This window comes from Gemmatimonadales bacterium (genome assembly GCA_036279355.1).
Taxonomy (GTDB): Bacteria; Gemmatimonadota; Gemmatimonadetes; order Gemmatimonadales; family GWC2-71-9; genus DASQPE01.
Genome location: DASUJH010000004.1, coordinates 91,407 through 117,372, shown reverse-complemented (window position 1 = coordinate 117,372; position 25,966 = coordinate 91,407). Strand labels below are relative to the sequence as shown.

Genomic DNA, 25,966 nt, shown 5'->3' with positions numbered 1-25,966 from the left:
TCCTCCAGCGGTACAACGCCGCCGGCCGGCTCTTCAACGCGTTCGATTACGGGCACGCCATTCTCTACGAGACGCTTTACACCCGGCCCGAGGACCTCGAGCGCGAGCTGGAGCAGAAGCAGTTCACCTATCTCACGACCGACCTGCTGGTCCACCCCCCGCGATTCGCCATCGCCGAGGAGGTGATCGAGCCGAGCTACGCCAAGATCGCGTGGAAGGCCAAGCTCATGTTCGACTGGGCCCACGTACTGCATCGGCAGATCTACGACATCTATGCGGACGAGCGCCTCTCACCCGCGGCGCGCGACTCGCTCATCGAGCGCATCACCGATTACTACCTGAGCAACACCGGGTCGGCCTTCGTCGCGGTGCCCAAGTCGATGACGCTGATGGACGGGCAGTACTACAGCCAGGCGTTCCGGAACGGGTTCCCCAAGTTCAACGGGCTCATCTGGGCGTACCACTGGCTCCAGGTGGGGCTCTACGAGCCGCTGATCGTGGGGCGGACGACCGGCGAGAAGAAGGCGGGTGTCCAGGCGGCGGTCGCGCGCTTCTGGACGATGGTGAAGGACCCGCCGCATAACTTTCCCAGGACCATGCCGATGACCGCGGCCGTGGCCCCGCACTTCGCCGCCGCGCATCCGCGCGCCGCGGCCATCTTCGACAACCTGCACATGATGCACGACATCATCTCGGACATCCTCGCGTCCGACAAGGTGCCGCACGACCGGAAGCGCGAGGTGATCTACGCGGCGCTCGCCGAGTACCAGGACCCGGCCCGCAACGTGACGACGCCCGACGAGTGGCACATGCCCGGCATGACGGCGGATTCCACCATGCGGATGCATCGCTGATGGCGGTCGCGCGGCGCCGGCGTGCGCCGGCTCACACCCGGACGCCGATCGCTGCCGCTACCTTGACGCAGTCACAACCTCCGGAGAACCCGATGCCACGTTCCTCCGCCGCCACGGCCGATACCGTCCAGGTCAGGGCCCCCGACGCGCCCAGGCACTCGGCGCCCATCACGCTCACGTCCACCACGTTCGAACCCGGCGGCACGCTGCCGGACAGCATGGCCGCCGACCAGTGCGGAGGCGAGAACCGATCGCCCGCGCTTTCGTGGAGCGACTTTCCGTCCGAGACCCGCAGCTTCGCGCTCACGATCTTCGATCCCCACGCACCGACCGGCAGCGGCTTCTGGCACTGGGTGGTGTTCGACCTCCCGGCGAGCGTCACCCGCCTCGACGCCGGTGTGGGCTCGAGCGCATCCCCCGGCGGTGGGCGAACCGGCCACAACGACTACGGCCAGAGCAGGTACGGCGGTCCCTGTCCGCCCCCGGGCGACGGCCCGCACGATTACGTGTTCACGGTGTACGCGCTGGACCTGGCAAAGGTGGATGGTGCCGGCCCTGAGACGACGGGCGCGAAGCTCAATTTTCTGATGAGGGGACACGTGCTGGCAAAAGGGGTAGTGCAGGGCAAGTACGAAAGGCGGTAAGGAAGGCAAGGCGGCAAGGGAAGCTCCGCTTCGGGAGCGGCCTGCAAGGGGGCGGGGGCGGAGCCGACTGTGTGCTTGTCGGCGGAGCCCCCGCTCCCTTGCAGGCCGCGACCCCCGCGCGAACTCCGGCGGCGATTCTTCCCACCTCTACCGCCTTCCTTGCTGCCCTACTCGCTTGCTCTCCTTACATCCTCTGCTGCTGCGTTCCCCCACTGCTGCGCGAGCTCCCGGCCCGCCATTCCTGCTTTGCCGTCTGCGCGGACTTGTCGAGCCGCACCTCCTGCCCCACCTCCGATACCCAACTGAGCGGGATGAAGTGATGCTCGCCGCCCGACGCAGGGTCGTCCCTGGTGAGCTTGATGCGGTCGTTGCCCTCGACGTGATCGACGGTGCCGACGTGCTGGCCGTCGGAGCCGACGACTTCCATATGCTCGCGGATGTTGGATGCGTTGACCATCGTTGCCTCGATGTATGCGGTGATTGTCGGTACTCTCTGCGGACGCGCGGCCGCCGGTGCGCGGCGCTGTGTGCGGATCGGCGTACGGGTGTGCGTCAGCCTCCCGGTAACCTATTGCCGCGTCCGAGCCGATCCCGTGAGCCGCGTCACCCCGCCGGCGCACGCGCGGTGCCACCGTGGATCGAACCGCGCTCGGAGGCGTCGCCATGGCCATGCAGTTGCAGGAGATTCATCCCGCTCTGGTTCACTATCCGCTCACGCTGCTTCCGGCGGCGCTGATCGCCGACGCGATAGGCAACGCCAGCGACGGCACCGGCGGCCGCGCGCTGCGCGAGGTCGGCCGCTGGGGTATGGCGCTCGCCGCCGGAAGCGCCGCGCTCTCCGCGGTGTTCGGGCTCGTGGCGCAGGAGGAGTCCAACGCCGAAGGCGAAGCGCGCGACATCCTCGTCACCCACCGCACGCTGAACGTGATGCTGGTGTCGGCCGCCACCGGCATGGCCTGGTGGCGCTGGAACCGCCTCCGCGCCGAGCCCGGCTACCTCGCGCTCGGCATGGGTGCGATCGCGGCGCTCGGCTACAGCGCCTATCTCGGCGGCAAGATGGTGTACGAGCACGGCGTCGGCGTGGCGCCGGCGGACGCGGCCGCGCGCCGGTCGCCCGAGCTCACGGCGGGCATGTTTGGCCGCGCGGCGCGCGCCATCGGCTCCGATGTGGCGAGCGGGGTGCGCCACGTCGCGCAGGACACCGCCGGCGGCGCGCTCCTGCCATGGCTCACCCACTCGGACGGCGCCGCGTAGCATCCCCATAGACGGGGCCGCATGGCCGGCTACGTTTGGGCCATGCGGGTGCTCCTCGCCGAGGATGATGTCGAGCTCGCGGGGGTCCTGGTCGAGGGCCTCCGCGAGCAGCACATCGACCTGGTGCCGGCGGCGGACTTTCATGCCGCATCCGCGCGCGCCTCGCTCGGCACCTACGACGTGATCGTGCTCGACGTCATGCTGCCGGGCGGCAACGGCTTCGACCTCTGCGCGGCGCTCCGCCGCCGCGGCCTCACCACGCCGATCCTCATGCTCACCGCGCGCGACGCGGTGGACGACCGGGTGCGCGGCCTCGAGGCCGGCGCCGACGACTACCTCACCAAGCCGTTCGCCTTTCGCGAGCTGGTGGCGCGCATCCACGCGCTGGCGCGGCGGCGCCCCGCGCTGCTTCCCGCCGAGCACCGGATCGCCGACCTCGTGGTGGACTTGGGCTCGCGCGCGGTGCGGCGCGGCGGCCGCCCGATCGAGCTCACCGCGAAGGAGTTCGCGCTCCTCGAGTTCTTCGTGCTCAACGCCGGCGCGGTGGTGGATCGCGCCGCCATCACCGCGCACGTGTGGGACGAGAACCACGATCCGTTCACCAACGTGCTCGAGGTGCTGATCCGCCGGCTCCGCCGCAAGATCGACGACGACTTCGAGCCCAAGCTGATCCACACCGTGCGCGGCGCCGGGTATCGCTTTGGCGCGTGAGCCGCTTCGGCGCGAGTCCCTCGGGCGCGAGTCCCTCGGGCGCGAGCCACTCCGGCGCGAGCCCCTCACGCGCCTGCGCTGGAAGCTCACCGGCTGGTACGTGGCCACGCTGGCGCTCGTGCTCGTGGCGCTGGGCGGGCTTCTCTTCGGCGTGCTGGTGCACCTCGCCGCCGCGGACCTCGACGCCTCGCTCCACGCGGCCGTGCGCGAGATTGCGAGCGCCGCCGGCCGGCGCGAGCGCGAGATCGCGATGACGGGCGGCGGTGCCATTGACGCGGTCGAGGAGCTGCGGATTCCCGGCCGCGGTCTCTATCTCTTCGACCTGTCCGGCCACCCGGTGACGCCCGCCGCGGCGCCCGATTCGCTGCAAGCCGTCGCCGCGCGTGCAGGGGCCGACGGAAGCGCCGATGGGCGCTGGCGCAATGCGCCCGCGAGCGCAGCCGGGGGGACCGGTCGCGGCAACCTCGAGATCTACGCCGAGCGGTTCGCGACGCCGCGCGGCGCCAGTTACGTGGCGCTCGCCACCGCCGACCGCGCGGCGCTCGACGAACGCTACGCCGCGCTCATGGGCGCCTTCGGCGGGGTGGCGCTGCTCGGCCTCGTGCTGGTGGCGGGCGGCGGGTGGCTTCTGGCCGGCCAGTCGGTGCGGCCGGTGCAGCAGAGCGTGGCGTACATGCGCCGCTTCATGGCCGACGCGGCGCACGAGCTGCGCACCCCCATCGCCGTGCTCCGCACCCGCGCCGAAGTCGCGCTCCAGCGCCCTCGCACGCCCGACGCCTACGTCGCGGCGCTGGAACAGGTGGACCGCGAATCGGAGCGGCTCGGCGCGCTGGTGGACGACCTCCTCACGCTCGCGCGTGCCGATGCGGGGGAGCGGCCGGTGCGGCGCGAGCGGGTGCGGCTGGACGAGGCCGTGCTCGATGCGGTGGCCGCCGCGAGTGCGCTGGCCGAGCGGCGCGGCGTACGCGTGGATGCGGGCGGGATGGACGAGGTGTCGGTCGACGCCGACCCCGCGCTGGTGCGGCAGCTCGCGATGATTCTGCTCGACAACGCGATCAAGTTCAGCGAGCCGGGCGGCGTGGTCGAGGCGAGCGTGTCGCGCGACGGCAAGAGCGCCGGAGCAGGGCAGGGCCACAGCGGCCACGCGAGCGGTCCCCAGCTCACCGTGCGCGACGCGGGGCTTGGCATCCCGCCGGCCGAGCTGCCGCACGTCTTCGACCGCTTTTACCGAGGCGACGCGGTGCGCGGCACCACCGGCGGCGCGGGCCTCGGGCTCGCGATCGCGCGGTGGATCGCCGGCGCGCACGGGGCGACGATCGACATTGCGTCGGCGATGGACGAGCGCACCGCGGGCGAGCGCGCGGCCCGCGGCGACGGCGCCGCGCGCGCCGGCCAGCAGCCCCGCGGCACCACCGTGCGGGTGACCTTTCCGGAGCCCGGGCGGCGGCTGTAATCCTGGCGACAGCTTCGGCCGCTAAGCTTTGCCGCCATGACGAGGCGAACGTGGGCGCTCGCGTGCGCCGCCCTGCTCCTCGCCGGTGCGGCGACGGCGCCGTGCGCGGCGGGTCAGGCGCCCCAGGCGGCGCTCGGCGCGCCGGGTGATCCGGCGCGCGCGGCCGTCATCGAGTCTCGCGCCATCGCCCCGCGCGCGCTCACCCGCGAGGAGGCCGTCGCCCTTTCGCTCTCGCAGGGCTCGCGCGCGGCGCTCGCCGCCGCCGCGGCACGGGCGGCCGCCGCCCGGCTCGTGACCGCGGGCGCCGTCGCCAATCCCACGCTCAACGCGAGCTACAGCAAGTCGGTCCCTCGTTATCACGCCACGGTCGACCTGCCGCTCGACGTTCTCCTGCTCCGCCCGCTCCGGGTCGCCGCGGCGACGTCGGCGAGCGAGGCGGCCGGCGACCGGCTCGCCCTGGAGCGCGCGCTGGTGCGGCTCACCGTCGATACGCTCTACACCACCGCGGCGGCGGCGGCAGTGCACGCGCGACTCGCGGCGCGCAATGCGGCGGCCGCGGAGAGCCTGCTCGTCGCCGCGCGCATCCGGCGCGACGCCGGCGACGCGAGCGACCTCGACGTCGAGTTGGCGCGCGTGAGCGCGGGGCAGGCGGCCAACGCGGCGGCAAGCGATTCGCTCGCGGCCATTGCCGGCCTGCTCGACGTGCAGGCCGCGCTCGGTATGCCGGCGGGCGAGGTGAGCATTGCGCTCGCCGATTCGCTCGCGCTGCCGGCGCCGGACTCGCTCGCGCGGCTGTCGCGCGGCGGAGCGGCCGCCGGCACCCCGCTCGCCGTCTCCGCGGCGGAGCACGATGTCCGCGCGGCCGAGCAAACCATCCGAGTCGAGCGCCGCGGCGGCTGGAGCGGGCTTGCGGTCCAGGCCGGCGTCGAGGCCTACGATCCGACGGGAAGCGAGACCGGCGTGCTGCCGACGGTGGGCCTGAGCCTTCCACTTCCGATCTTCCGCGCGCACCGCGGTGACGTGGCGCTCGCGATGGCCGAGCGCGACCGGGCCGCGCTCGAGTTGGCCGTGGCGCGCCGCGAGAGTGCGGGCGCCGCGGCGCGCGCCGAGCGCGAATTGAACGCCGCCGCGGCACGAGCGGAGCGTGACCGCGACCTCGCGGCAAGCGCATCGCGTCTGGCGGCGCTGGCGGTCCGGGCGTACGGCGAAGGCGCGTACGGACTGGCCGCGGTGCTCGAGGCCGAGCGCAATGCGCGCGAGTCGCTGGCGCAGTTGGCCGACGACACCGCGGCGGTGCTGCGCGCGTCCGCCGTGGTGCGCTTTTACTCGGAGGCGACGGCGCCATGATCGGTCGCGCGTTGCCTGCCGCGTGGCTCGCGGCGTTTCTGATTGCCCTCGCCGCCTGCCACGGCTCCGGCGCCCCGGATGCTTCGGCTGACAGCACCGCGGTGCCGGTCGTCGGCGCCACCACCGCCGTCGCGCAGCGCGAGCCGTTCACCCGGACGATTGACGCCATCGGCACCGTGGCGGCGCGGCCCGGGCACATCGCCCAACTCGCCGCGCCGGGGCCGGCACGCGTGGCGCGAGTGTACGTGGCGCCGGGCGAGGCGGTGGCCCGCGGCGCGCCGCTCGTCGCCTTCGATCAGGCGCCGTTCGAGGCCGACGCGCGGAGCGCGGACGCGGCGCTCGCGGCGGCCGAGCGCGGCAGCGAACGGGCGCAACGGCTCACGGAGGCCGGCATTCTTCCGCGCAAGGATGCGGAGCAGGCCGCGGCCGCGCTGGCGCAGGCGCGCGCGAACGCGGAAGCGGCCCGGCGCGCGCGCTCGCTCTCGACCTTGCGCGCGCCGATCGCCGGCGTGGTGACCCGGCTCGACGCCGTGCTCGGCGCGAGCGTCGATCGCGGCCAGCCGATGGTCGAGGTGGCCGACCCCGCCGCGCTCGACATCCTGCTCACGCTGAGTCCGGCCGACGCGGCGCGCGTCCGTCGGGGTGCCGCCGTCACCCTCTCCGCCGGCCAGCGCGCGAGCGGCGAGCCGCTCGGACAAGGCCGCCTGCTCGACGTGGCCGCCACGGTGGACTCGGCATCGGGCGGCGTCGTGGCGCGGGTGCGCGTCGCCCGGCCGGCGCGTCCGCTCCGGATCGGCGAGACGGTGTTCGGGCAGATTGCCATCGGCACGACCGCGAGCGCCGTGACGGTGCCGCCCGAGGCGATCGTGCCCGACGGCGAGCACTACCAGGTATTCGTGGTCGACTCCGCCGGCATCGCCCACGCGCGGCAGGTGACGGTGGGCGGCCGCACCGCATCGACGGTCGAGATCACGAGCGGCCTCGAGGGCGGCGAAACGGTGGTGACCCACGGCGCGTACGGCGTCACCGATTCCGCGCTCGTGGTGCCGCCGCGCGGCCGGCATCCGTGAAGCTCTTCGATCTGCTTGGGGCGCAGCGCCGCTTCGTTTATCTCGCAGTGGCGCTGCTCGCCGCCGCCGGCATCGGTGCCGCGCTCTCGCTTCCGTCGGCCATCTATCCCGAGCTGCTCTTCCCCCGCATCACCATCGTCGCGCAGGGCTCGGCACTGGGCGCGCGCCAGGTCGTGTTCAGCGTGACGCGGCCGCTCGAGGAGGCGGTGGCGATCGTGCCCGGCGTGCGGCGGGTGCGCTCGCGCTCGATCCGCGGCGCCAGCGAGATCGACATCTACTTCGCGCCCAGCACCGACATGCAGGTGGCCTTGCAGCAGACCCAGGCGCGGGTGAGCCAGGTGCGCGCGCAGCTCCCGGCCGACCTCGAGCTGGAAGTCGAGCGACTCACGCCGTCGGTGTTTCCCATCCTTTCGTACAACCTCGAGGGCGGTGATCCCGCGACGCTCTACGACATCGCGCGCTACCAGATCCGCCCCGTCCTCTCGCGCATTCCGGGCATTGGGCGGGTGGACGTGATGGGCTCCGCGGTGCGCGAGATCGAAGTCGTGGCCGATCCGGCCCGGCTCGCCGCGCACGGCATGACGTACGGCGACCTCGCGGCCGCGATCTCCCGCTCGCTGGCCGTCGACGCCGTGGGCCGCGTGGCGCAGGACTACCGGCAGTACCTCGTCGTGTCCGACCAGCAGGCGCGGACGCCGGAGGATGTGGGTGCCGTGGTGTTGGGCGGCGGTCTCCGCGTGCGCGACGTCGCCACCGTTTCGCTCGGCACCGAGGACCGCACCCGCGTGATCGCGGGCGACGGCCGGCCCGCGGCACTGCTCAACATCACCCGCCAGATCGGCGGCAACACCGTCGCCATCGCCGACAGCGTGGCGGGTGCGGTGGCCCAGCTCGCGCGCACGCTGCCGCCCGGCGTCCACTTCAAGGCGGTGTACGACCAGGCCGCGCTGGTGCGCGAGGCGGTTGCCTCGGTGCGCGACGCGATGCTGATCGGCGCGGCGCTCGCCGTGCTGGTGCTGCTCGCCTTTCTCCGGCAGGGACGGGTGACGGCGATCAGCGCCGCCTCGATTCCGCTGACGCTCGCGATCACGGTGTTCGTGATGTCGCTCGTCGGCCAGACGTTCAACCTGATGACGCTCGGCGCCATGGCCATCGCTATCGGGCTCGTGATCGATGACGCCGTCGTGATCACGGAGAACATCGTGCGCCACACCCGCCTGGGCGGCCCGCGCGACCGCGCCATCCGCGAGGCGGTGCAGGAGCTGGTCTGGCCGGTGGTCACATCCACGCTCACCACCGTCGTGGTGTTCCTGCCGCTCGGATTGCTCCAGGGCGTGGTGGGACAGTTCTTCAAGGCGCTCTCGATCACCCTCACGATCGCCGTGCTGGTGTCGCTCGGCTTGGCACTCACGATCATCCCCTTGCTGGCCGAGCAGTTCCTGCCCGTGGAATCCGCGGCTGCCGATGCCATGCGCGGGGGCAGGGGCGTGCGCGCCGGCTTCGGTCGCGCCATCGAAGGCCTCGCCGACCGCTACGAGCGCTCGCTCGGTGCGGCGCTCCATCATCCGCGGTTCCTGGGCGGCGGCGCCATCGTCCTCGCCGCGCTCGGTGTTCTGGTGTACCGCTCGGTCGGCACCGGATTCCTGCCCGAGATGGACGAGGGCGCCTTCGTGCTCGATTTCTGGACGCCCGGCGCCACCTCGCTCGCGGAGTCGGACCGGGAGGTGAACATCGCGGAGCGCATCCTTGCCCGGGAGCCCGAGGTCACCGGCACGTCCCGCCGGCTCGGCGCCGAGCTCGGGCTCTTCGCCACCGAGCAGAACCGCGGCGATATCGTGGCGCGGCTCAAGCCGGCGCGTAAGCGCAGCCGGTCGAGCTTCGAGGTGATCGACGATGCGCGGGAGAAGATCAACCGGGCGGCGCCGCGGCTCCGGATCGAGTTCGTGCAGATCCTCTCGGACGTGATCAACGATCTGGCCGGCGCGGCGCGTCCGGTCGAGCTCAAGCTCTACGCCGACCGGTTGACGACGCTGGAGGGCTACGCCCGCTCGCTCGCGCCCGAGCTGGCGCAAGTGCCGGGGCTGGAAGACCTGTTCGACGGCGTGAGCGAGCCCGCGGCCGAGCTGCGCATGCGGGTGAGCGATGCCTCGGCGAGCCGGCTCGGCCTGACGCCGGCCGAGGTGGGAACCGAGGTGAGCGGCGCGCTGCTGGGCGCCGGGGCGGGGCAGGTCTACCTCGACGACCGCGCCATCGGCGTCCGCGCCCGCGCGCCCGACTCGGTGCGCTACGACGCGACGGATCTCGCCGCGCTCCCGATCGTGAACCCGCGCACCCGCGCCGCGACGCCGCTCGGCGCGCTCGCGACGCTCACGCGCGTCGAATCACGGGCCGAGCTCACGCGGGAGAACCAGCAGCAGATGATCGCGCTCACCGCCGACGTGAGCGGGCGCGCGCTCGGCAGCGTCATGGCCGACGTGCGCGGGGTGCTCGCGCGCCACCCGCCGCCACCGGGGGTGCGGCTCGAGGTGGGCGGCCAGTACGCCAACCAGCAGGCGTCGTTCCACGCACTGCTGCTGGTGCTTGGCCTCGCGGGCGTGAGTGTCGTGGCGCTCATGCTGATTCAGTTTCAGTCGTTCGTCGAGCCGATCGTCATCGCGCTCGCCGCGCCGGTCTCGTTCGTGGGCGCGGTGGCGCTCCTCTGGATCACGGGGACTCAGCTCAACGTGTCGAGCTTCATGGGACTGATCTTGCTGGTGGGCCTCATCGTGAAGAACGGGATCATCCTGCTCGACTTCACCCGGCTCCGTATGCGCGCGGGAGGTGTGCCGCTCGAGACCGCCATTCGCGAAGCGGGGCGGGTGCGGCTCCGGCCCATTCTCATGACGACGCTCTGCACCCTGTTCGGCCTGCTGCCGCTGGCACTCGGCCTGGGCGCCGGGAGCGAGCTGCAGCGGCCGCTCGCCATCGCGGTGATCGGCGGGCTGGCGCTCTCGACACCGATCACGCTCTATGTGGTGCCGGCGCTCGTGGTGGCGGTGCGCGGGCGGGGGTTCATGCTGGAGGACGGGCAGACCTGAGACGCCGCCGCGCCGATCGCGGCGCCTTGGCGGAATGGAGCTTCGATAGGCGCTGTCAGCGGGGGCCCGGCATCTGCGCCGGGGCGTTCGCGGTCTCCTGGTAACACGCCGGGCACATGCCGTGGGTGGTATGCAGGTTGTCCCGGCGGTTGACGTAGGTCTCGATCGAGACCCACTCGCCGTCCGTGCGGATGCGTTTGCACCAGGCGCAGATGGTGAGCAACGTCTCGAGCTCGCGGATCCGGTGAAAGGCGCGCACCGAGGCGGCCACGACGAGGGCGCCGAGCAGCACGACCGCCGTGCTCTCGAGCCAGCATTCCTCGGGGCGGATCGGCGAGCGCGCCGCGTGCAGCAGGATGTGCGGCAGGTCGAGGTATTCGTCCAGCCAGATGAGCAGGATGACGAACAGGAAACCGCCGATTTCGGCGGCCAGTACCCAGGGCAGCGCGCGTTGCTGTCGCATCGTCGAGGAGCGGTGCAAAGGGAAATGCGTGCAAGCTCCCCCGGAACCTAGCGGAGTGGCGCGGCGCGCGGCGGGTCAGGCGTTCGGAGCGCGCATCCGCCGCCAGAGGACCGATCCCGCGGCCGCGATCAGCGTCGCGTTGGCGCAGAGCCCGGCCACGAGCGCGATGGTCTTGCCGCCGCTCGTCTCGGGCCTGATCCAGCGCGCGCACCAGACGAACCAGGGCTGCGCCGCGCCGAGCATGAGCGGGTCGATTGCCCTCACCACGGCGCCGGGCAGCCGGCGCCAGAGATTGAGATAGATCGCCACCGCGGCGGCGATGCTGAGCCAGAGCGCGGGCAGCGGGGTGATGGAAAAGCCCGGCGACTCGGTCGGCTTGGCCTTCACCGGCGCGCCCCCGCCACCTCGACCTCCACCCGCCCCTTTGCCGCCGTGCCCGGCACCGATGCCGTAAGCGTCTGCGTTGTGCCCTTCCGTCCCGGCGTCCATCGCGTCGCCGCCGTACCCGCGGGGTCGGTCATGGCGCGCGCCGGCGCCACCGTGCCGGCTGGTGCGCTGAACGCCACGAGCTGCCGCGCGACCGGATTGCCGTAGACATCGGTCACGAGCACCCGCACCAAGGAACGCGGCGGCCGGCCCGCCCGCGCGGCGCTCGGGGGATCGCGAAACACGAGATTGGCCGCGGCACCGGCGCGCGCCCGCGCCGTAAGCTCGAGCGACGGGATGTCCGGCGCCCGCACGGTGAGATGCTGGTCACCCGCCTTCTCGCCCAAGGTCCAGGCGATCGACGCGCGCCCCGCCGCGTCCGTCGTCGCGATGCTGTCGGGCACCGAGCCGCTGGCGGCCGCGAGCACGAGCCGCACATCCGGCACCGGATTGCCCGCCGAGTCGGCCACCTCCACCACAACGGCGCGCGCGAGCGGCCGGCCAGCAACGCCGGTGTAGCTCACGCCGCGCGGCGCCGTGAGTGTCGCCGCCGCGCCCGCGAGCGCGTGCGCCACGAGGATGAACGGCGGTACCCCGCGCCCGCGCCCTACCACCACCTCGGCCCGCTGGGCGCCCGACTTCGGTCCAAGCGTCCAATCCGCCTGCGCTTCGCCCAGCGAATCGGTGCGCGCGGCGCTGCCGCGAATCGTGCCGCCGCCGCGAGCACTCCAGAGCACCGGCACGCCGCCGAGCGGGCGTCCGAGCGAATCGTTCACCCGCACCCCGACGGGTAAGGTGAGCCGCGCGCCCGCCGGCCCGCTCGGCGCCGAGTCGATGGCACTGATGCGCGTGTTGGCCGCCACCGGATCGGCCTCGGCGGTGAGGGTGAGCCCGCTGTCGAGCCCCGACACCGCGGCGACGAGCCGCTGGCGCCCGGGCAGCTCGCCGAGCGTCCACACGGTGCGGGCCACGCCGTCGGCCGCGGTCACCGCGCTGTCGGGCGAGACGGCGCCCGCAAGCGCACCCGCGTCCGCCGGTGTGAAGCGAACCGTCACGCCGCCCAGCGGCGCGCCGCCTCGAGACTCCACCCGCACCGCCGCCGGTTCCGGCAACCGCCCGCCCGCGGCGAGCCGCTGCTCGTCACCGTGCACCGCGACGAGGCGCGCGGGCACCGGCACCACCTCGATGGCGACGCTGTCACTCGCACCGTCCACCGTCGCCACGACCATCGCGCGACCCGGCGCGCGGCCCAGCACGGTGTCGCCCGCCCCGACCGCCACAACGGCGGTGTCGGACGAGCGGAGCTCGGCGCGTCGCGGCAGCAGATTGCCACGACCATCGCGCGCGCGGACCCGCACCTCGCGCTCGGCCCCCTCGGCCACGCGCAGTACGCCCGGGCTCGCGAGACTATCGCGCGTCGGATCACCATGCGCGCTGTCGCGCGGGATCTCGACTCCCGTCACCACCGGCAGCACCACGATCCGCGCGCGGGCCACGTGCTCACCCACCCGCGCCACCACGAGCGTCGTGCCCGCGCGCCGCGCCACCACGAACCCCGCGCTGTCCACCGTGGCCACCGTGCCGTTCTCCGTGCTCCAGCCGAGCGTGGCACCGATGAGCGCGGCGCCGCGGCGGTCGGTCACCGTGGCGACGTAGCGCAGCGTGTCGCCGAGCGCGCGGGCGGTGTCGGCCGCGGGCGACAGGCCGATCCAGTTCACCGCGAGGTCGGTGAGGCTCAGGCGCGACGACTGGTCGCCCATGAGGCCGCAGGAGTGGGCCGACGCGAGGATGGTGGCGATCGTCGCGATCACGCCGAGTGCCGCGCTCAACCATCGTCGCGTCTCGCTGAGCGGCTGCAAGGTCTTGCGCTGCGCCTGGGGCACGCGTCGTCGCCGGAAGGGAGAGGGTCGGCGTTCCTGCACGGGTCGAACCACGGCGCGCCGAGCGCCGGCGCAACCCGACGCACGCGGTTAACCTGTTGCCGCTGAACCGCGTTCGGCACCGAGCGTGACGGGGGCTCCGCGAGCGGAGCGCCACGCCCCGGCCGTGTCCCATTGAAGAATGCGGGAGCGCCTGCTTCAGGCCGCCTATTTGTCGGCGTCGCCGGTGTCGCCCACCGGCGTGAACGAGAACTTCTGCCCGCCCACCGACGCCTCGTACATGAGCCCGCCCTTCGACATCGTGACGATCGCAATGCCGGAGCGCCACGGCAGGTCGCCCGAAGCGCGCGCCTTGAGCGCCACCGCCGAAGCCTGCGCATCGAGCTTGAGGTGCCCGGTGCGGAAGCCATCCAGCGCGCCCTTGTTCTTGAAGAACACCACCTCGCTATAGGCCTGTCCGCCGAGCTGGAAGCCGATCGACACCTGGGTGAGGGTCGAGCGGCCGATGAGCTTCCCGGCCTCGTACACCCAGCCCTTGCCGCGGGCGCCCCCGATCCCGATGGCGCCTTTGCCGACGCTCGGGAAGACCGCGTAGCCGTACGCGTCGGCAAAGACCTGCGCCATGCCGGGGTCCTTCTCCTTGAACTTGGCGATCACCTTGGCGACGTCGCCTTCATCGACCGGACTGCCGTCGGCGCGCGCGGCAGCCGGCGCGGTGGCCCGCGACATCGCCGGCGCGGGCGCCGCCGCGGTGAGCGCAATGGCGGAAATCGCGAGCAACGCGGACCGGCAACGTGACAGCATGCGGAGCCTCCGGAAGGAAACGGGTGGCGTCAGATCACCGTGCCGCTCGGCACCACGGCGTTCTTGGGGATCACCACGATGCCGTCGCGCACGTAGTAATTCGGGCCGTCGAGATCGGGCGGCTTTCCTTCGGGCGAAATCCGCACCCCGTCGCCGATGCGCGCGTTCTTGTCCACGATGGTGCGCTCGATGCTGGTGCCGTGCCCGATGCCGAGGGGCGGCGCACCGGGCGCGGGCGGGCGATCCTCGGTCTCGTAGTAGTCGGCGCCCATCACCAGCGACGAGCGAATGGTGGCGCCGGCCTCGATGCGGCTCCTGAGCCCGATGAGCGAATAGTCGATGAGCGCGTCGTTGATGATGCACCCTTCGGCAACGACGGCGCGCGACACGCGGGCGTGGATCATCTTGGTCGCGGGCAGGTAGCGCGCGTGGGTGAAGATCGGCGCCGACGCGTCGTAGAAATTGAACTTGGGCACCGGCTGGCAGAGGTCGAGATTGGCCTCGTAGAACGCGCCGATGGTGCCAATGTCCTCCCAGTAGCCCTGGTGCAGGTAGGCAAAGACCCGGCGCGACTCGATGAGCTGCGGAATGATGTGCTTGCCGAAATCGGCTTCGCGCCCGGCGAGCGCCGCAGCGAGCACCTCGCGGTCAAAGACGTAGATGCCCATCGAAGCGAGCAGCGAGCCCGCTTCGGGCCGTTCGGCCAGCGGCCCGATGGCGGCACCCTGCACGCGGAGCGTGCTCAGCACGGCGGGGTCGGTCGGCTTCTCCACGAACCGCGTGATCCGGCCGTCCGCCCCGACGTCCATGATGCCGAAAGCGTGCGCCTCCTCGGGGCGGACCGGGAGCGTCGCCACCGTGACCTCGGCGCCGGTGGCCACATGCTGCTCGATGAGCGTGCGGAAGTTCATCCGGTAGAGCTGGTCGCCCGAGAGGATGAGTACCCAGCGGTGGGGATGGTCGTTCAGGTGGACCAGGTTGCGGCGCACCGCGTCGGCGGTGCCCTGGTACCACTCGGCCCACTCGGGCGTCTGCTGCGCCGCGAGGATCTCGACAAATCCGGGTGAGAACTGGTCGAAGCGGTAGCTCTCCTGGATGTGCCGGTGCAGCGAGCTGGAATTGAATTGGGTGAGCACGAAGATACGGCGCAGGTCCGCGTTGATGCAGTTGCTGATCGGGATGTCGACCAGCCGGTACTTGCCCGCGAGCGGCACCGCCGGCTTGGCCCGATCCTTGGTGAGCGGAAAGAGCCGGGTGCCGGCGCCGCCGCCCATCACGACGGCGACGATGTCGAGCGGGCGCAGCATGGATGCCCAGGGCATGGACAAGCATACCGCGGTGAGTACTGTTGGGGCAATCGATCTGACGCAGAGCCAAGGAGGCCACCGTGCGCTGGAGACCGGGTGGGCGGAGTACGGACCTGGAGGACCGCCGGGGACAGAGCGGCGGAGGCGGCGGCTTCATCCCCGGCGGCGGCATGCGCCTCGGGCTCGGCGGCATCGTCGTGCTGCTCGTACTGAGCCTTGTCTTCAAGCAGGATTTCTTCAGCCTGCTCGCGGGCGCCGGCGGCGATGCCGCGCCCGCCGGTCAGGTGGCGGACGGGCCGGTCGCGAGCACGCCGGAAGAAGACCGGATGGTGCAGTTCGTCTCGTTCGTGTTCGACGACGTGCAGAAGAACTGGGAGCAGATCCTCCCGCCGCTTGGCGTGCCCTACCGCCACGCCAAGCTGGTGCTGTTTCGCGATGAGATCCAGTCGGCCTGCGGGTTTGCCGAGACGGCGAGCGGACCTTTCTATTGCCCGGGCGATGAAAAGGTGTACATCGATCTGGGCTTCTTCGACGAGCTGAGCCGCCGCTTCGGCGCGCCCGGCGACTTTGCCCAGGCGTACGTGCTGGCGCACGAGCTTGGGCACCACGTGCAGAAACTGCTCGGCACCGAGGCTAAAATGCGCGAGGCGGGCGCGCGCCGCCCCGACCTTGCCAACCAGCTCTCGGTCAAGCTCGAGCTGCAGGCCGACTGCTACGCCGGGATCTGGGCCAACTCCACCCAGCAGCGGGACATCCTGGAGCGCGGTGACATCGAGGAAGGCCTGGGTGCCGCTGCGGCCGTCGGCGACGACCGGATCCAGCGCATGACCACCGGTCACGTGAACCCGGAGACGTTCACCCACGGTACATCGGCCGACCGCGAGCGCTGGTTCCGCGAAGGCTTCAGCGCCGGTCGCCTCGATGCGTGCGATACGTTCAGGTCCTGACTACTTCTTGATCTCGAATTCCCTGGTGCCGACCGATTTGCCGTCGAGAAAGAGCTCGACCTGATACTTCCCGGTGGGCCACGGGCTCCGCTTGGTGATGTGGAACTCGGTGGTGGCCGGTCCCGTGGGCGCGATAGGTTGCGCGGTCGAGTCCACCTTCTGCCCGGTGTGGTAGGTCCATTTGGCCGAGAGCGTGGCGCTCGGCGCCGCGCCCGTGGTGGCCACCGACGCGTAGATCGTGTCGCGCAGGCCGAACGTCGCGGTGGGCGACGCCACCGTCTTGTCGTCGTTGAGATGCTTCCCCATCTCGATATTCCGGACGGCAAGGTGCGCGGGCGCGCCCGGCGCGGTGGACTCCGCCGGCGCCGCTGCGGGTGCCGAGCTCTCGGCCGCCGGCGGAGCCTCCTTCGACTTGCAGGCGGCCAGGGCCAGCACCACCCCGCCCGCCAGCGCTGCGCGATGAAGCGACGTGCGAAAGCTGTCGTCGGGGGCAAACATGCGGCTGTCCTCGCGAGGCGCGCGTGTCGCCATTATAGGCCGCGTCAGGCTCGCGCGTCCAGTACGCCGCGCACGCGTGCCAGCAGTTCCTCCAGCGCGAACGGCTTCTCGATAACAGTCGACTCCGTGTCGGGTGGGAGGGGCTCGCCCGGACCGCCGGCGGCGTAACCGGACATGAAGATCACGGGCAGGCTCGGTCGCTCGGCCCTGAGCGCCGCGGCCAGCTCGACGCCGCCCATGGCCGGCATGCGTAGATCGGTGATGACGAGCTGCACGGCCGCGCCGCGCTCGCGCCAGAGCGCCAGCGCCTCGGCGCCGTCGCGCGCCTCCACCACGGTGTACCCGTGTCGCTCGAGCGCCCGCCGGGCGGAGGCGCGCACGGCCGCTTCGTCTTCCACCAGGAGAATGGTCTCGCTGCCGCCCGGCACCGCGGGGCGACGCTCAGGCATCGGGGCCGTGGGTTCCGTGGTGCACGGAAAGGTGAGGGTGAACGTGGTGCCCCGCCCAGGCGCGCTCTCCACCCGCACCGCGCCGCCGCTCTGCGTCACCACGCCGTAGACCATCGCGAGTCCCAGTCCGGTGCCCTGGCCCACCGGCTTGGTGGTGAAGAACGGCTCGAAGATGTGGGGGACGTTGGCCGGTGCGATGCCGACGCCGGTGTCGCGCACGGTGAGCCGCACGTACTCGCCCGGCGCGAGGCCACCGCTGCCGGGACGCACGTCGGGCTCGACCAGGAGCGGCGCGGTCTCGATCGTCACGGTGCCACCCTCCGGCATCGCGTCGCGCGCGTTCACCACCAGGTTCATCAGCACCAGCTCGAGTTGATCCGGATCGGCGCGCACCGGTGCGAGCCCGGGTGCCAGCTCGAGCTCGAGCATCGTGCGCTCGTCCAGCACCCGGGTAAGCAGCGGGGCCGAGTCCCGCACCACAGCGTTGAGATCGAGCGGCCGGGCCGACTGCATCTGCTTCCGGCTGAAGGTGAGCAGCTTGTGGGTGAGCGCCGCGGCGCGGCGCGCGGCGCGGGCGATCTCGTCCAGCTCATGCCGCGCCGGGGTTCCGGCGGGGAGGTCGGCCGCGGCCAGCTCGGCGTTGCTCAGGATGGCGGTGAGGAGGTTGTTGAAATCGTGCGCCACGCCGCCGGCGAGCTGGCCCACCGCCTCCATCTTCTGCGCCTGCCGGTACTGCGCCTCGAGCGCGATCCGGTCGGTCACGTCGACCGCCACCGACCAGGAGGAGAGTCCCGTCAGCGGTATGGTGCGCGCGCGGGAGGACCAGGAGAGCGTCCGCTTCTCGCCGTCCTTCCGGGTGAGGGTGAACTCGCGGTCGCGGAAGTCGCCCAGCTCCTTCATCTCCTCCCGCTCGCGCAGCACCGCGTCCCGGTATGCCGGATCGGGGTACATGAGCGCGTAGGCGTCGGTATTCCCCACCATCTCCTCGCGCGAATAGCCGGTGACGCGCTCCGCCTCGCGGTTCCATACGCTGATGAGCCCCTGCTCGTCGCGCGCGACGAAGACCACCGGCATCCCCTCGACGATGGAGCGGAACCGCGCCTCGCTCACGCCGAGTGCTTGCAGGGCCCGCTGCAATGCGCCGGCCGAGCGGCGGCGCTGGGTGACGTCGCGGAAGACGGCCAGCACCCCGGGACGCCCCTCGAATTCGATCGGTGTGCCGATCACTTCGGCCGCTACCGTCGCCCCATCGAGCCGCAGCAGCTCGATCTCCGCCGGGCCCGAGCTCTCCCGCCGGCCCACGACGCCGTAGATGCGCTCGCGGACGAGCGCGCGAAACGCGGGGTGTGCCAGGTCCACAGCGTCGAGGCCGATCAGCTCCCCGACCGATGCGGCGCCGAAGAGCCGCGCTGCCGCGCCGTTGGCGTAACGCACGCGGCCGTCCACGTGCACGAGGACGCCATCGGGCAGCAACTCGATGAGGGCGGCGAGCTCGTCGCCGGCAGGGATCTCGGGCATGGCTGTCCGGGACCCGGCGCGAGGCGCAATGGCCCGCGGCGCCGGTGGGTCAAGTATGGGAACCGTGCGGGATGCCGGTTCGGACGAATCGCGGCCAGGAAGGAAAGGGGTGCCGCGCTCCGGAAAAGGTACCGCGCGAATCGGGGGAGCGCCATGCGCCGCGGGCCTGCGCCGCGGGCCCTGCGCCGCGGGCTACGCCTCAGTCCGTGCGCTCCAGTCGGAGCCGCCAGGTGAGCCGGTCGCGCGCCCCCCAGGCATACTTGTACGGCTCGCGCCCCCGGAGGAAGTCCAGCTCGCGCGCGCCCTCGCGCGCCGCTTCCTCGGCGGCGTGCGCCAGGACGAGCGTGCCGACGTTGAACCGCGCCCACGCGGGGTCGAACCCGGTGATGTATGCGAACGCGCGTCCCTTGGCGGCAAGGCCGTAGTACGCGGCGGTTACGGCACCGTGCACTTCGAGCAGATAGAGCCGAAGCACGCCGCCGGCGAGGAGCCGCGCCGCGGCTTCGCGATGGAATGCGGTCACCGCGCGGTCGGCGAGCACGCCCGGCTCGCCTTGCGATTCCCAGCGCGCCGTGTGGACCGCCGCGAGCGCGTCAAGCGCCGCCGGGAGCGCGCCCGCCTCGGTGACGCGTACGATCCGCGGCGGGGGCTCGGCGTGGGCGCGCTCGAGATGGCGGCGGTAGTAGCTGATCCGCGGCGAGAGCTCGATGGGGAGGGCAATTGTGGTGCAGGTCTCGTCGGGCTCGCGTGATGCCCGCCAGCCCGCCGGGGCCGTGGCGCCGAGGAGCGGCGAGTCGGCGGGGAGGGCGACGAGATCGATGCACCGCGAGTCGGCGCAGCCCGCGAGTGCGGAGAGGAGCAGTGCCGCGTCCGCCGCATCCACCCTGTCATCGCCGATGACGTCGAGTCGGTCGCTCACGCCGACGCCGACGGCGCGCATCACGCCGCCTTCGCCCAGGTAGCACGGCAGGAGCGCGGCCAGCCGGCCCGCGCGCCGGAGCGTGGCCACCCGCGGCGTGCCCCGGCCGAAGGCGTGCCACCACGGCATGAGCCACGCCGGCGACTCGAACGGGGTTGCGCGGGTGCTGGCGCTCCAGAGCGCGTACCACTCGGGCTCGAGCGCGGCGAGATCGGAGCCGACCTCCGCGTCGACCCGTGCGCTCGCGGACGCTGGGCGCGCGCGCACGGTCACGCGGCGTTGGCCGGCGGTGCAAGCGCGGCAGGCGCGAGTCGGTCGGGATCCGCGACGATGGTCCGATACATTCGCAGGTAATCGCCGGCCATGCGCTCGGCGGAAAACCGGCGCCCCGCCGCGCGGCACGCCTCACCCGCGAGCGCGGGCGCCGCGCGGAGTGCATCGGCCAGCTCGGACACGTTGCCGACGAGCATTCCCGTCGTGCCGTGGGTGACGATCTCGCCGAGCGCGCCCGCGGCGAGCGCCACGACCGGCGTGCCGCAGGCAAGCGCCTCCATCGCCACGAGCGAGCTGGTTTCCGGTACGAGACTCGATACCACGAGGCAGCTCGCCCCCGCGAGCAGCCGTTGCTTGCGGCGGAGTCCCACGGGCCCGATGAACCGCCGTAGCCGATCGAGCCGCGGAACGATCATCTGCTCGAAGTAGCGGCGGTGCGCCGGAAAATCGAACACGTCGCCCGCGAGCAGGAGCGCCACGCCGGCCCGGCGCGCGGCGTCGAGCGCCAGATGGAAACCCTTCTCCGGACAGATGCGGCCGAGCGCGAGCGCGAACCCGCGCCGGCGGGGCGGCTGGGTGAACGGCGGCTCGGGCACGCCGTTCTCGATCACCGGAATGGCGAGCGGGGAGAAAGGGCAGGCGCGGCGTTGCGTCGCGGAGACGCAGTTGAGCCAGGTGCGCGGCCGATCCGGTGTGAAGATGGACGCGGGATACCACGCAGGCGGGAGGTGCAGCGTCGCGAGCACCGGTCGCCCGGGCGGCGGCAGGTAGCGGTGGAAGTCGACCCCATGCATGTGCACCAGGTCCACCGGCCATCGTGCGAGCGCCGAGTCGATGCCTGCGCGGCAGCGGGCGTGCGCGTCCGCCCACGCGCGCTCTTCGGTGGGGTCGAGTCGGGGCATCGAGATGAGCGTCCCCGCGGGCGACGAGCCCTCGCACGCCACCACGAGGGATTGGTGCCCGCGCCGGACGAGTGCCGCGTCGAGCGCGGTCAGCACCTGCTCCGCGCCGCCCACGGCGTCGGCGCCCACCGGCGCGAACGGGAACGCCACGCTGAGGACGGTGAGCTGCGCGAGCGTCACAGCGGCGCCTCCGCGTCGAGATCCAGCTCGCGCGCGGCGCGGTGAACGAGCGCAGGCCAGCGCGCGCTCGTGAGTCCCCAGTGAAATCCGTCGTAGAAGAGCGGCGGAGTGGCGGGCAGCCGGGCAAAGCGATAGGCGGGCGCGTGCCGGATCCGCTCGCGCTCGACGCCGAACGGCGCCAGCGTCGCCGCCTGGGTGCGGAAGCACGCCAGCATGCGCCGCTTGAGCGCGCGCTCGGCGGGGGAGAGCTCGAACGCGGGGACGTCCGCGCCGTGAGCACCTGCCTCGGTCTCGGCGGCACCGTCGAGCGGCGCGAACTCGCCGGTTACCATGCGGCCGCCGCGCGCGTGATAGCCGGCGAACTCGAACACCACCGGCGCCGCCCGACCCATACGAAGCAGCAGCGCGCGCGCCGCGTGGACCGCGAACGCCACCGCGTCGTGATCCGGGTGGCCGCCTTCGTAGGCGTGGGTGAGCACCGCGGCGGGCCGCCGCCGGTCGAGCACCGCGGCGATCGTCCGAGCGAGTGGCGCGAGCGAGAACGCGACGCCCTGGTCGCGCACGCCGAGCGACGCGACGCACTCGGGCCCGACCCGCGCGAGGGCCAGCGCGTCGAGCGCCTCGCGCCGGCGCGCGGCCGCGTATCCGCGCCACCCGGTGAAGCCTGCGCGCCGCGCGTCGGTGAGGTCGCGCGGCGCGCCATCGGTCACGTGCAGAATCGCGATGCCGGGCAGCCCGGCGAGCTGCGCGCCGGCGCCGATGACCTCGTCATCGGGGTGGGCGACCAGGACGAGCGTGCTTTCGGCGAGCGGGCTGGCGGCGCGAGTGCTGGTGGGAAACGGACTGCCGGGCGTACGGGATCTCCGGTCGGGAAGGAAGCTCAAGGGACCGGAAGAATCGCGTGCCGACCGAGGTGGAGTTGTGACGGCGGTCACGCCGTCGCGAGCCGCCGTTTCCGGGCGGTGACGATCTCCGTATTCATGCCGGCCCAGTGCAGGCTCCCCGCCCAGCGGCCGTGCTCCATCTTGATGCAGCGGTCGAGGACCGCCGTCAGTCCGAGCGACGCCGCCCGTTCGGCGGCTTCGTTCGCGTGGATACGGAGCTGAAACCAGATGGCCGGGATCCCGACCGCGGCCGCCTGCGCCGCCACGGTCACGCACTCGTGTCCCGGGCGGAACACATCGACCAGATCCACCTTGAACGGAATGCTGCCGAGATCGGGATACGTCGTCTCGCCGAGAATCGTGCCCGCGCGCGGCGTCACCGGCACGATCCGGTAGCCCTCGTGCTGCAGGTACGTGCCGACGAACCCGCTCGCCTTCTGCGAATCGGCCGAGAGGCCGACGATCGCGATCGTCCGACTCTCGCGCAGCAGCCGGCGAATGGTCTCGACGTTCTGGAAGCGGCGGCGCTCGTCAGCGGTGAGCTGCGTGTTCAGCCGAATGTCGCACGCAGGGCCTGATCCAGGTCCCACAGCAGATCCTCCCGGGTTTCGAGTCCCACCGAGAGCCGGATAAGCTCCGGCCCCACCCCGGCGCGGGCCAGCTCGTCGTCGCTGAGTTGCTGGTGCGTGGTGGACGCGGGGTGGATGACCAGGCTCCGCGCATCGCCCACGTTGGCGAGGTGGGAGAAAAGCTGGAGCGATTCGATGAAGCGGCGGCCCGCCGCGCGCGCATCGCCCGCGGGCGCCTCGAGTCCGAACGAGAACACGGCGCCCGGCCGGCCGCCCATATACTTGCAGGCGAGCCCGTGCTCCGGATGGTCGGGGAGCCCGGCGTATGCCACCCACGCCACCTTCGGGTGGTCGTGCAGGAATTCCGCCACCGCGCGCGCGTTCGCCACGTGCCGGTCCATCCGCACCGAGAGCGTCTCCAGTCCCTGTAATAAGAGGAAAGCGTTGGTGGGCGAGAGGCACGCCCCGGTGTCGCGCAGCGTCTCGGCCCGGGCCTTCATCAGGAACCCGTAGTGACCGAACGTCTCGTAGAACTTGAGATCGTGATACGACGGCGACGGCGCCGAGATGGTGGGGAACCCGCTGTAGTCGAACGTGCCCGACTCCACGATCGCGCCGCCGATGCTGTTGCCGTGGCCGCCGATGAACTTGGTCGCCGAGTGGACCACGATCGTGGCACCCCATTCGATCGGGCGGCAGAGGTACGGCGTCGCGAAGGTGTTGTCCACCACGAGCGGAATGTGGTGCGACTCGGCGAGCGCGGCCAAGCGTTCGAGATCGAGAATGCTGCCGCGCGGATTACCCACCGTCTCGCCGAAGAGCGCGCGCGTCCTGGGCGTGATGGCGCGCTCCCAGGCGCCGATGTCGCCGGGATCCACCCAGCGCACATCCACCGAAAGCTTCTTGAACGTGTGGGTGAACTGCGTGACCGTGCCGCCGTACAGGTGCCTGCTCGCCACGATCTCGTCACCCGGACCGAGCAGCGTCATGAACGCCACGAGCTGCGCCGCCATGCCGCTCGCCGTGGCGAGCGCGCCGGTGCCGTTCTCGAGCGATGCGAGCCGCTCCTCGAACACAGCGGTCGTCGGATTCGCGATCCGCGTGTAGATGTTGCCGTACTGCTTGAGCTCGAAGAGCTGCGCCGCACTCTCCGCGTCGTCGAAGACGTAGCTGGTCGTCTGATAGATGGGGACGGCACGCGCGCCCACCACCGGGTCGGGAATGTGTCCGGCGTGGAGCATCCGCGTCTCGAAGCCGAACCGAGGTGTGCGTGAGGCCATGGGCCGGAAATCAATCCAGCTCGATCCTCACTTGCAATGGGCCGCCGCGCACCTCGAGCAGGTTGGCGAGCGTGCGCTCGCCGTAGCGGCGGAACTGGAGCGCCACGCGCGCCTGGCCCACGGCGAGGTTGGTGATGGTGAGCCGGTCGAGGAAATCCGGCAGCACCGGATTGCGGATGTGCAGCAGGCCGGCCGGCGCCTCGGGAAAGACCCCGAGCAGCGCCTGCAGGAGCATGAAGAACGCACCCGAGGCCCAGCCCTGGGGCGAACAGCTCACCGGGTACCGCACCGGCCTGACACCGCGCTGCCGCGTCATGCCGCAGAAGAGCTCGGGCAGGCGCTGGAACTCCGCTCGCACCGCCGCCTCGTGCAGCCCCCGCACCACCGGGAGCGCCTGCCGCGCGCGCCCGTAGAGTGCCATGCCCAGCACGACGATCGCGTTGTCGTGCGGCCAGACCGAGCCGTCGTGATAGCTCATCGGGTTGAATACGGGATGCGCCGCCGAGAGTGTGCGGATGCCCCAGCCCGAGAAGAGCTCGGGCCCAAGCATGACGTCGGCCACGCGCGCGGCCTGCGCCGGCGTCGGCACCCGGCTCCAGAGCAGGTGGCCGGCATTGGACGCGACCGTCGGCACCGGCTGCTTCTCGCCGTCGAGCGCCAGCGCAAAGGTGCCGCCGTGCTCCAGCCAGAATCGCGTCCGGATCGCCTCGCGGAGGAGCGCCGCCTCGTGCCGCAGCGCCTCGGCCCGCGCCGGCTCGCCGAACGCGGCAAAGAGATCAGCCGCGCGCACCTTGGCATCGTAGACGTACCCCTGGACCTCGACCAGCGCGACGGGCGGCACGGGCATCGCGCCGTCGGGGAACGGCACGCCGTCGCTCGAATCCTTCCATCCCTGGTTCACCAACCCCTTGGCGCTGGTGCGGGCGTACTCCACGAACCCGTCGCCGTCGATGTCGCCCCAGCGGTCGATCCACTCGAGCGCGCGCTCGGCGTTCGGCATGAGCTCGCGCACCAGCGCGGCGTCGCCGGTCCAGCGCCAGGTCTCGTGCAGCAGCACGAGCCAGAGCGGCGTCGCGTCGATGGTGCCGAAATACGGGATGTGGGGGATCTCGCCGGCCCGCGCCATCTCGCCGCGGCGCAGCTCGTGGAGGATCTTGCCCGGTTGCTCCTCGGTGAACGGGTCCTCCCGCGCGCCCTGCCGGCGGGCAAGGTAGCGGAGCGTGTCCCGCGCGATGCGAGGGTTGAGCGGCAGCGTCTCGAGCGCGGTGATGATGGAGTCGCGGCCGAACACCGTCGAATACCACGGAATGCCGGCGGAGATGACTTCGCCGCCATCCACCTTGAGGTAGAGCGCGCGCAGATCGTCGGTGGCCCGCCGGAGCACCACGTCGAGCTTGGGCGAATCGGTGCTCCAGCGGCTGCACTCGCGCCGCCACTCCTGGTAGCGCATCTCCAGCGCGTTCCGCTCGGTCTCGATCAGGTCGAGCCGGGGCGGCCCCGCCGGAGCCGCCACCGCCACTTCGGGCGCGGGCCAGGTGTCGGGGGCGCCGGGCAGCACCTCCCACTCGAGCTGCCGCGGCGCCTGGGCCACGAGTGTGACGCGCCAGCGCGCGAGGTGCGCCGTCAGCTCGTCCGGCGGCTGGTGGAAGAGCACGCCGCTCTCGAGCAGCCGCCCGTCGCGCCCGCGGTAACGGAACACCAGCCGGTCATCCAGCACGCGTGGCGCGTAGAAGGTGCCGCGCCGCTCCCGGCGCCAGCCCCGCACCTCGAAGATGTCGGCGAAATCGGCGCCCAGCGACAGCTCGATCCAGTAATCGAGCGGGCCCGGCAGGTAGCTCGTGAGCGTCACCCGTTCGAGGAGCCGGTCCGCCAGCACGAGCTCGCGCCGGACGTGCACCGCGTGCTTCGGGTCCCACGGGTCGCCACCGAAAGGGAGATCCGACACCGCGAGATCGATCTGCGCGCCGTAGGTGCGCGGCACCTCCGCCGAAAGGAGGGTGGCGGGGCCGCCGGCGAGCCGCAGCGCATAGTCGCTCAGCATGCGGGTGTCGTCGCGGAAAAAGCCGAGCGAGCAGCGGCCGGGAGGCGCGATATCGCCGTGGGTGGTGACGACAAGGAAGAGCCGGTCGTTCTTGAGGACCAGCTTGTCCTCGCTGGTGTTCTCCTGGACGCACTCGATTCGGGCGTACCCGACAGCTGCCTGCATCTCGACCGGCTCAGGGGGCGCCTCGGGCGGCGCCCCGGGCGCGCCGGGGCC

Annotated in this window: 23 protein-coding genes; 9 read left to right on the top strand and 14 right to left on the bottom strand. The window is 72.1% G+C overall.

What is annotated here, in order from left to right; translation table 11 throughout:
* Both VFW66_01285 and VFW66_01280 read left to right on the top strand, forming a co-directional pair.
* Nucleotides 1–854: hypothetical protein (locus tag VFW66_01285; protein HEX5385313.1), on the top strand; the 854-nt coding region annotated here is incomplete at its 5' end.
* A gap of 92 nt (nucleotides 855–946) precedes the next feature.
* A complete protein-coding gene (locus VFW66_01280; GenBank protein ID HEX5385312.1) occupies nucleotides 947–1,498 on the top strand; it encodes a YbhB/YbcL family Raf kinase inhibitor-like protein in 552 nt (183 codons plus the stop codon).
* Nucleotides 1,499–1,682: 184 nt separating this feature from the next.
* On the opposite strand, the gene VFW66_01275 is transcribed toward VFW66_01280, so the two are convergent.
* Nucleotides 1,683–1,955, bottom strand: a complete 273-nt coding sequence (locus tag VFW66_01275) for a DUF2171 domain-containing protein (protein ID HEX5385311.1) — start codon at nucleotides 1,953–1,955, stop codon at nucleotides 1,683–1,685.
* Nucleotides 1,956–2,161: 206 nt separating this feature from the next.
* Between VFW66_01275 and VFW66_01270 the strand changes: the two genes are divergently transcribed.
* From VFW66_01270 to VFW66_01245, 6 genes are read left to right on the top strand one after another with little or no spacing between them, the layout of a single operon-like run.
* Nucleotides 2,162–2,752, top strand: coding sequence for a DUF2231 domain-containing protein (locus VFW66_01270; protein ID HEX5385310.1), 591 nt, complete (start codon nucleotides 2,162–2,164; stop codon nucleotides 2,750–2,752).
* 21 nt (nucleotides 2,753–2,773) lie between these two features.
* Nucleotides 2,774–3,463 (top strand): response regulator transcription factor, encoded by a 690-nt coding sequence (locus VFW66_01265; protein HEX5385309.1) that lies wholly within the window; start codon nucleotides 2,774–2,776, stop codon nucleotides 3,461–3,463.
* Nucleotides 3,453–4,916 (top strand): HAMP domain-containing sensor histidine kinase, encoded by a 1,464-nt coding sequence (locus VFW66_01260; protein ID HEX5385308.1) that lies wholly within the window; start codon nucleotides 3,453–3,455, stop codon nucleotides 4,914–4,916. Before VFW66_01265 ends, VFW66_01260 begins: the two co-directional genes overlap by 11 nt.
* Before the next feature lie 36 nt (nucleotides 4,917–4,952).
* Complete coding sequence (locus VFW66_01255) at nucleotides 4,953–6,263, top strand: TolC family protein (protein ID HEX5385307.1); 1,311 nt, start codon at nucleotides 4,953–4,955, stop codon at nucleotides 6,261–6,263.
* Nucleotides 6,260–7,333, top strand: coding sequence for an efflux RND transporter periplasmic adaptor subunit (locus VFW66_01250; GenBank protein HEX5385306.1), 1,074 nt, complete (start codon nucleotides 6,260–6,262; stop codon nucleotides 7,331–7,333). The genes VFW66_01255 and VFW66_01250 overlap by 4 nt, the downstream gene beginning before the upstream one ends.
* Nucleotides 7,330–10,410: an efflux RND transporter permease subunit gene (locus tag VFW66_01245; GenBank protein HEX5385305.1), complete on the top strand. Its 3,081-nt coding sequence runs from the start codon at nucleotides 7,330–7,332 to the stop codon at nucleotides 10,408–10,410. Before VFW66_01250 ends, VFW66_01245 begins: the two co-directional genes overlap by 4 nt.
* A gap of 55 nt (nucleotides 10,411–10,465) precedes the next feature.
* Here the strand turns inward: VFW66_01245 and VFW66_01240 are convergent, their stop codons facing one another.
* The 5 genes from VFW66_01240 to VFW66_01220 form a co-directional block, all read right to left on the bottom strand.
* A complete protein-coding gene (locus tag VFW66_01240; GenBank protein ID HEX5385304.1) occupies nucleotides 10,466–10,873 on the bottom strand; it encodes a hypothetical protein in 408 nt (135 codons plus the stop codon).
* Nucleotides 10,874–10,948: 75 nt separating this feature from the next.
* Complete coding sequence (locus VFW66_01235; GenBank protein ID HEX5385303.1) at nucleotides 10,949–11,260, bottom strand: hypothetical protein; 312 nt, start codon at nucleotides 11,258–11,260, stop codon at nucleotides 10,949–10,951.
* Nucleotides 11,257–13,182 (bottom strand): hypothetical protein, encoded by a 1,926-nt coding sequence (locus tag VFW66_01230; GenBank protein ID HEX5385302.1) that lies wholly within the window; start codon nucleotides 13,180–13,182, stop codon nucleotides 11,257–11,259. The genes VFW66_01235 and VFW66_01230 overlap by 4 nt, the downstream gene beginning before the upstream one ends.
* Nucleotides 13,183–13,386: 204 nt before the next feature.
* The gene (locus VFW66_01225) at nucleotides 13,387–13,983 is read right to left on the bottom strand and encodes a YSC84-related protein (protein HEX5385301.1); all 597 of its coding nucleotides are present in this window, start codon (nucleotides 13,981–13,983) and stop codon (nucleotides 13,387–13,389) included.
* Between the two features lie 29 nt (nucleotides 13,984–14,012).
* Nucleotides 14,013–15,305 carry a glucose-1-phosphate adenylyltransferase gene (locus VFW66_01220; GenBank protein HEX5385300.1) on the bottom strand — a complete coding sequence of 431 codons (1,293 nt, stop codon included), beginning with the start codon at nucleotides 15,303–15,305 and terminating at the stop codon, nucleotides 14,013–14,015.
* A gap of 65 nt (nucleotides 15,306–15,370) precedes the next feature.
* Between VFW66_01220 and VFW66_01215 the strand changes: the two genes are divergently transcribed.
* Nucleotides 15,371–16,237, top strand: coding sequence for a neutral zinc metallopeptidase (locus VFW66_01215; protein HEX5385299.1), 867 nt, complete (start codon nucleotides 15,371–15,373; stop codon nucleotides 16,235–16,237).
* Here VFW66_01215 and VFW66_01210 read toward each other — a convergent pair whose 3' ends face one another.
* The 8 genes from VFW66_01210 to VFW66_01175 all read right to left on the bottom strand — a co-directional run bounded on the left by VFW66_01210 (nucleotide 16,238) and on the right by VFW66_01175 (nucleotide 25,915).
* Nucleotides 16,238–16,735, bottom strand: a complete 498-nt coding sequence (locus tag VFW66_01210; protein HEX5385298.1) for a hypothetical protein — start codon at nucleotides 16,733–16,735, stop codon at nucleotides 16,238–16,240.
* Nucleotides 16,736–16,779: 44 nt separating this feature from the next.
* Nucleotides 16,780–18,702 carry a PAS domain S-box protein gene (locus VFW66_01205; GenBank protein ID HEX5385297.1) on the bottom strand — a complete coding sequence of 641 codons (1,923 nt, stop codon included), beginning with the start codon at nucleotides 18,700–18,702 and terminating at the stop codon, nucleotides 16,780–16,782.
* A gap of 199 nt (nucleotides 18,703–18,901) precedes the next feature.
* Nucleotides 18,902–19,894, bottom strand: coding sequence for a GNAT family N-acetyltransferase (locus tag VFW66_01200; protein ID HEX5385296.1), 993 nt, complete (start codon nucleotides 19,892–19,894; stop codon nucleotides 18,902–18,904).
* Nucleotides 19,891–20,976, bottom strand: coding sequence for a glycosyltransferase (locus tag VFW66_01195; protein HEX5385295.1), 1,086 nt, complete (start codon nucleotides 20,974–20,976; stop codon nucleotides 19,891–19,893). The genes VFW66_01200 and VFW66_01195 overlap by 4 nt, the downstream gene beginning before the upstream one ends.
* Complete coding sequence (locus tag VFW66_01190) at nucleotides 20,973–21,860, bottom strand: PIG-L family deacetylase (GenBank protein HEX5385294.1); 888 nt, start codon at nucleotides 21,858–21,860, stop codon at nucleotides 20,973–20,975. Before VFW66_01190 ends, VFW66_01195 begins: the two co-directional genes overlap by 4 nt.
* 47 nt (nucleotides 21,861–21,907) lie before the next feature.
* Nucleotides 21,908–22,450 (bottom strand): CoA-binding protein, encoded by a 543-nt coding sequence (locus tag VFW66_01185; GenBank protein HEX5385293.1) that lies wholly within the window; start codon nucleotides 22,448–22,450, stop codon nucleotides 21,908–21,910.
* Nucleotides 22,411–23,709, bottom strand: a complete 1,299-nt coding sequence (locus VFW66_01180) for an O-acetylhomoserine aminocarboxypropyltransferase/cysteine synthase family protein (GenBank protein ID HEX5385292.1) — start codon at nucleotides 23,707–23,709, stop codon at nucleotides 22,411–22,413. Before VFW66_01180 ends, VFW66_01185 begins: the two co-directional genes overlap by 40 nt.
* A gap of 10 nt (nucleotides 23,710–23,719) precedes the next feature.
* A complete protein-coding gene (locus tag VFW66_01175) occupies nucleotides 23,720–25,915 on the bottom strand; it encodes a glycogen debranching N-terminal domain-containing protein (protein ID HEX5385291.1) in 2,196 nt (731 codons plus the stop codon).
* Nucleotides 25,916–25,966 lie beyond the last annotated feature (51 nt).